Annotated in this window: 7 protein-coding genes; 5 read left to right on the forward strand and 2 right to left on the reverse strand. The window is 42.2% G+C overall.

The features are described from left to right. A partial coding sequence (locus Q0541_RS19250; RefSeq protein WP_298913694.1) for a CAAD domain-containing protein occupies positions 1 to 818 on the forward strand: 818 nt, incomplete at its 5' end. 583 nt (positions 819 to 1,401) lie between these two features. Here the strand turns inward: Q0541_RS19250 and hisD are convergent. Both hisD and Q0541_RS19260 read right to left on the reverse strand, forming a co-directional pair. After that, positions 1,402 to 2,682, reverse strand: a complete 1,281-nt coding sequence (gene hisD / locus Q0541_RS19255) for a histidinol dehydrogenase (protein WP_298913711.1) — start codon at positions 2,680 to 2,682, stop codon at positions 1,402 to 1,404. A gap of 62 nt (positions 2,683 to 2,744) precedes the next feature. Beyond that, on the reverse strand, positions 2,745 to 3,005 hold the full coding sequence (locus Q0541_RS19260; protein WP_298913697.1) for a hypothetical protein: 261 nt from the start codon (positions 3,003 to 3,005) through the stop codon (positions 2,745 to 2,747). A 611-nt stretch (positions 3,006 to 3,616) separates the two neighbouring features. Between Q0541_RS19260 and Q0541_RS19265 the strand changes: the two genes are divergently transcribed. From Q0541_RS19265 to Q0541_RS19275, 4 genes are all read left to right on the forward strand, one after another. Then, the gene (locus Q0541_RS19265) at positions 3,617 to 3,739 is read left to right on the forward strand and encodes a hypothetical protein (RefSeq protein ID WP_298913700.1); all 123 of its coding nucleotides are present in this window, start codon (positions 3,617 to 3,619) and stop codon (positions 3,737 to 3,739) included. A gap of 76 nt (positions 3,740 to 3,815) precedes the next feature. Next, entirely contained in the window at positions 3,816 to 4,631 is an 816-nt protein-coding gene (locus Q0541_RS19270; protein WP_298913703.1) for a PEP-CTERM sorting domain-containing protein, read from the forward strand. Between the two features lie 472 nt (positions 4,632 to 5,103). Continuing rightward, positions 5,104 to 5,298, forward strand: coding sequence for a helix-turn-helix domain-containing protein (locus Q0541_RS34515; protein ID WP_366941897.1), 195 nt, complete (start codon positions 5,104 to 5,106; stop codon positions 5,296 to 5,298). A gap of 177 nt (positions 5,299 to 5,475) precedes the next feature. After that, positions 5,476 to 6,768 (forward strand): FAD-dependent oxidoreductase, encoded by a 1,293-nt coding sequence (locus Q0541_RS19275; protein ID WP_298913708.1) that lies wholly within the window; start codon positions 5,476 to 5,478, stop codon positions 6,766 to 6,768. Positions 6,769 to 6,801: the final 33 nt, after the last annotated feature.

Genomic DNA, 6,801 nt, shown 5'->3' on the forward strand with positions numbered 1-6,801 from the left:
AGGTGCTAGAGATGGTCAAGCCAGATTTGGTGTTGACTGGACCACGGGTGGGTGCATTGGTGAAGAAACTACACTTGCCTTATGTGAATGGTCATGGCTACCACAATGGTCCATATATGGGCTTTGAAGGTGCGGTGAACATGGCACGTGATATGTACAATGCCATTTACTCGCCACTGATGAAATTGGCTCAAATTGATATCCGTGATGAACAAACAACAACTGTTATCCCTGAAAAAAATAGGAAATTTATCGAGAGCAAAGTAGAACAATCGAAATCTTTTGATATCACATCAACCGAACCTATTGCAGCACTTGAAAGTTCAAAAGTTGAAGCTCAACCATTGCTACTAGATGCTAATCAACCATTACCTTGGGAGAGTGAAGTACAGCAATCGAAATCTTTTGATATTACATCAACTGAACCTATTGCAGCACTTGAAAGTTCAAAAATTGAAGCTCAACCCTTGCTACTAGATGCTAATCAACCATTAACTGAATGGCAGCAAATTGGTGGTAAATTTTCTACCTTATTGAAGCAATTTTCTAATTACTTAGGTAGATTTTCCACCGAATACCAACTGCCAATTATTTGTTTTGCTACAATTATTGCAGTAATTATTGCAGTTAAGATAGTTGTAGCTATATTAGATGTAGTGGATGAAATTCCGCACGTAAATCGAGCTTTTGAGTTGACTGGAATTGGTTACTTAACTTGGTTTTTTTTCCGATATCTACTCAAGGCTTCTACTCGGCAAGAATTAGCTGCACAAATTAGTTTTATCCAAAAAGAAATTGTTGAGGGACAAGATTCGTAAGCTGTTATGTCTCCATATTTGCTTGCTTTCATAGTCAAAGAAGGCATAGGGCAAACGCATTCATACTACCTAAAAACTTTTGCAACAAACTTACTTATGGAAGTTGACTTTGGTGTATGTAACTGCTGATGATGGAAGCAAAACACCGCCTTGGCTTTCCAGTTCATTATTTGACAGACTGTCTGAATACAGTATTGGTTTATCTGGATAGAAAATTGTTGATCTCGGCATAGGTACAGGAACGGATGCATCTCACCTTTGCAAATATACCCTTTGGGTTTACCCCTTTTCTGTCACTCTCCAAGAGGGTAATCTTTAGAAGCTTTACCAGTCATTCAATACAAGCTATCCTATTACAAAAACTTGGTGCTTGTATTTGTTATTAGGAAAAAATCTGGCGATGTCTGCGGCGGGCTACGTCTACGCTTCCTGTACAAAAGCTCTAGACTTCAGAAATGGCAAGAGTTTTCGGAGAGTCACAGAAGAGGGTTACCAGTCCCCCCACCCTGATGGGAAGCCGCTTTGCGTCTACGTGACGGAGACCGCCAAGACGGGGTCGGTCTCATCTGTTCCCTATTTTATTTCACGTTAATCTCATCGCTACACTACCCGCATGGGCTGGTAAACCTTCGGAGTAAGCAAGGGTAATTGCTGCTTTCCCTATAGCTTGTAATGCTTGTTGGTCGCATTCCAAATAGGTAATTCGTTTCATAAAATCATAGACACTCAGACCGGAAGCAAAGCGGGCTGAACGCGAGGTTGGTAAAATATGGTTGGGGCCGCCAACATAATCGCCGATCGCTTCTGGAGTATATTGTCCTAAAAATATGCTCCCTGCACACCGAATCTCTTTAGCCAAAAGTTGTGCTTCATCTACGCATAATTCCACGTGTTCTGGTGCTAATTGATTTAAAAGAGGAATACTTTCCGTTAGGTCATTAACAATGATTACAGCACCATGTTTTTCCCAACTTTGAGTCGCTACTGTTTGGGTGGGTAAGGTTTGGAGAATCTGCTCAACAGCTGCGATCGCATCTTGGGCAAAACTTTCCGAATCAGTGATTAAAATAGATTGGGCGCTGGGGTCATGTTCTGCTTGTGACAGCAAATCCCAAGCAATCCACTCTGGATTATTTTTATTATCTGCCACTACCAAAATTTCCGAAGGACCGGCGATGCTATCAATCCCTACTTTTCCAAATACCTGGCGCTTGGCTTCCGCCACATAAGCATTACCAGGCCCAACAATTTTATTCACAGGAATTAAAGTTTCTGTACCATAGGCGAGGGCGGCTACTGCTTGCGCTCCACCAATACTATATATCTCGGTTACACCTGCTACCTGAGCAGCTGCCAAAACGGCGGGGTTTATTTCTCCCCCAGGCATTGGTACGGTCATCGCTATTCGCTCTACTCCGGCAATTTTCGCGGGTAAAGCATTCATTAATAATGAACTTGGATAGCTAGCTCGTCCTCCGGGTACGTAGATTCCTACAGTTTCTAAAGCTACCCAATTTAAACCGAGTTTTACTCCAACTTCATCTGTATAAGCGATATTTTGGGGTAGTTGTTGACGATGAAAAGCAGTAATTCGCTTTGCCGCCAATTCTAACGCCTGTTGTACTTCTTGGGGACACTGGGCAGCTTGTTTAGCAATAAAACTTTCACTCAGACGAAAAGAATCAGGGCTGTAGTGATCAAAAAGAGTTGTATATTCTTTGACTGCTGCATCACCACGGGCTTTCACATCAGCAATAATATCTTTAACTGTACCACTGACATCAACTGTTGCTTCTGTGCGATCGTTTACAAGTGCATTGAATTGAGTAGAAAAATCTTGATCGGTTATTTTTAATAGCTGCATGATAGTTGGATGAGTTGACATTCATTTTTTAGTTTAACTTTGTGATGGCGAAAATTTATTAATCACCTGCTAGCATACACCGCGATCGCATGAGGAATAGGTCGATTAGTAGTAATCACAGTTCTCAGGGCTGCGGGTGAAATGGATTTGTAGACATGGGCTTCAGGAATTTCTTTGTCTCGGTGGTGGAAGATGTAAATGCCATCCAGAAACAGCAATTCTGCTTGAATGACTGAAGATTTCCGGAGAGGGTCTGCCAAAATCGCTCGTAGAATCTCGCCGGATAGAATTGCTGTGGATGTACGGCTTGGCGGTTCATTCATTTTCACAACTCATTTATGATTGCTATAGATGCTTACAAGAATTGGCAAACTTTTGTCGCATCTGTAGAAAAAATCCTTCGATAATTTAGTAAGAATTATGTAATTAATTTTGTTTAGCTAATTATTTGACCAGAAACTGGCGCTACTACCCCAAACAAACTATCCTACATTTATGCTTCAGGTTCATCATTAAGAATGGGAAGGCGATCGCAAAAGCACCACGGTCGTAGTTACTTCTGAGATTTTATCATGTGCGTAATCTCATCAAGATAAAAAACTTTTTATTTAAAGTTTTGATGAAATCAGCATTTAATTACGTAGTTGAATGGATTTTTTCCAACCAAGTTGGTATGATAATTTCAATCGAAAACAAAAATGCGTATAAAAACATATGCCATGAATACTGTTGAATAATGAATAATTCATAAAGTTTAAACGCTCAGATCAAGGATTGTTTAAGCATTAGTTAAGCTGTTGCACATTAATTGATACGCATATATGTTCCTGTTAGCTGTTGAGTGTTAACTATTGACTCTCAACAAACCTCACAACTATGCAATAAATATGTGTTTTAGTTTACCAAAAACAAGAAAGTCATTTTTTCCTTACTTATGAGTGATAAAAAAATCATGAAAAAGTATTTGCTTGCTGCTTCACTAACTGCATTAGTTGTCAATATTAGCTTTGCAGAGAAAGTTGGTTGCAAAACAGCAAAAAGTTCAAGTGAGCAATGAACACCATAGTTAGAAAATTGAAGAATCTGGTTAATTTTGAAACAAGCTGTTAGTAAATCCAAGGAGATAACAAACTATGAATAAACTAACTATCTTTCCTTTATTTTCTCAAGCAATGGCCAAGATTGGTACAACCTTAATAGCAGGACTTGCATTTAGTCTGTTGGTTTCTAATCCCACCTATGCTGCCACCTTTGGTACTAATTTGATAGTAAATGGTGATGCAGAACAAGGGCAAGGAGATCCGGTTGGTAATGCTGTTGGGGCTGATATACCTACTATCCCTGGCTGGACTCCAATAGGTAGTTTCAGTGTATTAAAGTATGGGGCAACAGGTTTTAGCTTTACCAACCCTTCAGGTAATGTAGTGAATGTTACCGTTCCTAGTATTGATGTTCCTGGACCAAGCGATCGTGGACTCAATTTATTCTTTGGTGGTGCCGATCGAGCTTCTTCCAGTGCTTCGCAATTAATTGATATATCTGATTTAGCCTCAACTATTGATGCAGGTCAAGGTAGGTTTAACTTAAGCGGCTGGTTGGGAGGATATGGCACAGATGAAGATAGCGCATCACTAAACATCACTTTTCTTGATCAAGCTAACCAGTCTTTAGGCATAGCTAATATTGCTTCGCCGACTGCTACACAAAGAAATAACACTACAGGCTTATTTTTGCGGTCAACTGATGGTTCTGTACCTGTGGGTACACGTCAAATCAATGTACTATTGAACGCTAATTATGCAAGAGGGCGGGTAAATGACGCCTACGCAGATAATCTTTCCTTAGTAGTTACTAAAGTCCCAGAACCATCAATCTCAGGTTTATTGTTAGTTGGTACATCTTGCCTGATGGTATGGAAATTGCGGAGAAACAACCAAATATTCCACTAAATTGCATCAGATTTTGAATGCTTACAGGACTTACGCACGGGTAATGGAAGAACTTAGACGCAAAGCGGCTTGCCGCAGGCTACCACTCCAGACACAAAGAAGCCAGTGCGCCTTTGCGGGTTCCCCGACTTTTTCGCTCTTAGCGTTCCCGCAGGGTAGCAACTGGCGCGACACGGAGGAATGAGAGTTTGAGAGGTTTTTTTCGTAAGTCCTAGCTTAAATACTTGACTTGTAACAGTTGGAGAAGTTCAACTGTTACAGTCTGAACTTTATTAAAGAACTTTGCCTCTGTGCCAATTCATATACGAAACAAAATTTGATATTAAAAACTTATGGCAAAAAAATATACTGTAAACTTGAACACAGAAGAAGCAGAAAAACTGCGTAGGCGTAGCCCACCGTAGGCATCGCTAATCAAAACAGGCAAGAGTAAGTAAAGCAAGAACTATTACTCGTGCGCACATTCTTCATTATGGCTTTTAAGGGCGAAACCGATGCCACGATTACGGATAGACTACGAGTCAGCGTCTCGACAGTTGAGCGCACCCGCTCCAAGTTCATCAAAAGTGGAATTGAGGGCACGCTTAATGACCGTTCTCATCCACGCAAACCACGGAAGCTTGATGGTTTTAAAGAAGCATTTTTGATTGCTACAAGCATGTTATGACCCACCCTCTGGACAGACGCAATGGACACTAAAGCTTTTAGCAGACCGGATAGTAAGTTTAGATAAGGACTTCTAATTATCCCAAAAAAATCAAACATACAATAATGTGTGAAAAATCTTTAACTTAGAGTGTGAGAATGTTATGAAAGCAAACTATCCTCAAGGAGTCCAGCACTGATGGAAACAGCAGACGTCATTATGATTGGGAGCGGTCAAGGAGGCATTCCACTGGCAGCTGATTTTGCTTCATCGGGTCGCAAGGTGGTCTTGTTTGAGCGAGATGCTTTAGGCGGCAGTTGCATCAATTATGGCTGTACTCCTTCCAAAGCATTTTTGGCAGCAGCTCATGCAGCAGGGCGTGCTCGTCAGGCAAAGAAATTAGGCATTCACACGGAAGTTGAGGTTGATTTTCCCGCTGTCATGGAGCGAGTTCGGGGAATCCGTAACAGCTTTAACCAGGGTATTCACAAACGATTGGACAATGCAGGTGTCAAAATCGTTTGCGCTGAAGCTTCCTTTGTTGCTGAACGTACTGTTAAAGGGGGTGATGTCACTGTTCAGGCTCCTTTGGTGATTGTTAACACTGGCACGTCATCGCTGATTCCTGATATTCCTGGTCTTGCAGGGACTCCCTACCTAACCAACCGTAACTTCTTTGACTTAAAAGCATTACCACCCCGGTTACTGGTAATTGGGGCTGGCTACATTGGATTAGAACTCGGGCAGGGACTGGCGCGTTTGGGCAGTCAAACCCACTTAATTGTGCGAGGCGATCGCGTCCTTGATCGGGAAGAGGCTGACGTCAGCAAGGTCTTAGCAGAAGCATTAAAGCAGGATGGGATTGGGCTTCACTTTGGGGTGAATGTAAATCAGGTTGCACACGAGAATGATTTGTTTAGCCTGACATTGAGCAGTGGTGAGCAATTCCAGGCAGAGGCGTTGCTGGTTGTGATTGGACGCAAACCAAATACAGGTGCGTTAAATGCAGCCAAGAGTGGCATTGAACTAGATGAGCAGGGGTTTATCAAAATTAACGACCAGTTCCACACAACCTGTTCTGGAGTCTATGCGATCGGAGATGCTGCCAAACAGCCTGCCTTTACACATGTGTCCTGGGAGGACTATCGCCGCTTGAAGGCAATTTTATGTGGAGAAAACCGGACGCGGAGCGATCGCGTCCTTGGCTATGCTATCTACACAGAACCTCAGGTTGGGCGAGTGGGGATGACGTTAGAACAGGCTCACAAGCAAGGCATCAACGCGCGTGCTGTTACGTTACCCATGAGCCAAATTGCTCGTGCGATCGAGTGGGGACATGATTTGGGGTTTTACCGCATGGTGATCGATAGCGATACTGACAAAATCTTGGGAGCCACCCTGGTAGGGTATGAAACGGCTGAAGTAGTGCATGTTTTTCTGGATTTGATGGAAGCAGGAGCAACCTGGCAGGGGAGCAACGCGATTTTGTGAGGTTGGACAAAAAAGGTGCGATCGCTAATAAAT

This window comes from uncultured Nostoc sp. (assembly GCF_937863485.1).
Taxonomy (GTDB): Bacteria; Cyanobacteriota; Cyanobacteriia; order Cyanobacteriales; family Nostocaceae; genus Nostoc.